The following is an 883-nucleotide window of genomic DNA, read 5'->3' on the forward strand; positions in this document are numbered from 1 at the left end:
ACATGAACCCATTCAAAGGCCGGCATTTTCAGCGTGACATCATTCTGTGGGCCGTACGCTGGTACTGCAAATACGGCATCAGTTACCGTGAGCTGCAGGAGATGCTGGCTGAACGCGGAGTGAATGTCGATCACTCCACGATTTACCGCTGGGTTCAGCGTTATGCGCCTGAAATGGAAAAACGGCTGCGCTGGTACTGGCGTAACCCTTCCGATCTTTGCCCGTGGCACATGGATGAAACCTACGTGAAGGTCAATGGCCGCTGGGCGTATCTGTACCGGGCCGTCGACAGCCGGGGCCGCACTGTCGATTTTTATCTCTCCTCCCGTCGTAACAGCAAAGCTGCATACCGGTTTCTGGGTAAAATCCTCAACAACGTGAAGAAGTGGCAGATCCCGCGATTCATCAACACGGATAAAGCGCCCGCCTATGGTCGCGCGCTTGCTCTGCTCAAACGCGAAGGCCGGTGCCCGTCTGACGTTGAACACCGACAGATTAAGTACCGGAACAACGTGATTGAATGCGATCATGGCAAACTGAAACGGATAATCGGCGCCACGCTGGGATTTAAATCCATGAAGACGGCTTACGCCACCATCAAAGGTATTGAGGTGATGCGTGCACTACGCAAAGGCCAGGCCTCAGCATTTTATTATGGTGATCCCCTGGGCGAAATGCGCCTGGTAAGCAGAGTTTTTGAAATGTAAGGCCTTTGAATAAGACAAAAGGCTGCCTCATCGCTAACTTTGCAACAGTGCCCTGGCCATTAATTTTGACCCACCCCAAGGTGGCCAACCGGCCAGAAATGCAGATAGGGTTCCCAGCCTTTTGGCAGGCCGGGAACCGTTCTGATGATGAGGTGGAACGTGATACACAAAATAAA

1 protein-coding gene is annotated in these 883 nt (G+C 52.7%); it reads left to right on the plus strand.

Annotation, left to right across the window (positions count from 1 at the left end; genetic code table 11):
- Positions 1-2: 2 nt before the first annotated feature.
- On the plus strand, positions 3-707 hold the full coding sequence (locus tag CKK19_RS24225) for an IS6-like element IS26 family transposase (RefSeq protein WP_001067855.1): 705 nt from the start codon (positions 3-5) through the stop codon (positions 705-707).
- Positions 708-883 lie beyond the last annotated feature (176 nt).

It is taken from the genome of Enterobacter sp. CCUG 70166 (genome assembly GCF_020224095.1).
In the GTDB taxonomy this organism is placed as follows: domain Bacteria; phylum Pseudomonadota; class Gammaproteobacteria; order Enterobacterales; family Enterobacteriaceae; genus Enterobacter; species Enterobacter intestinihominis.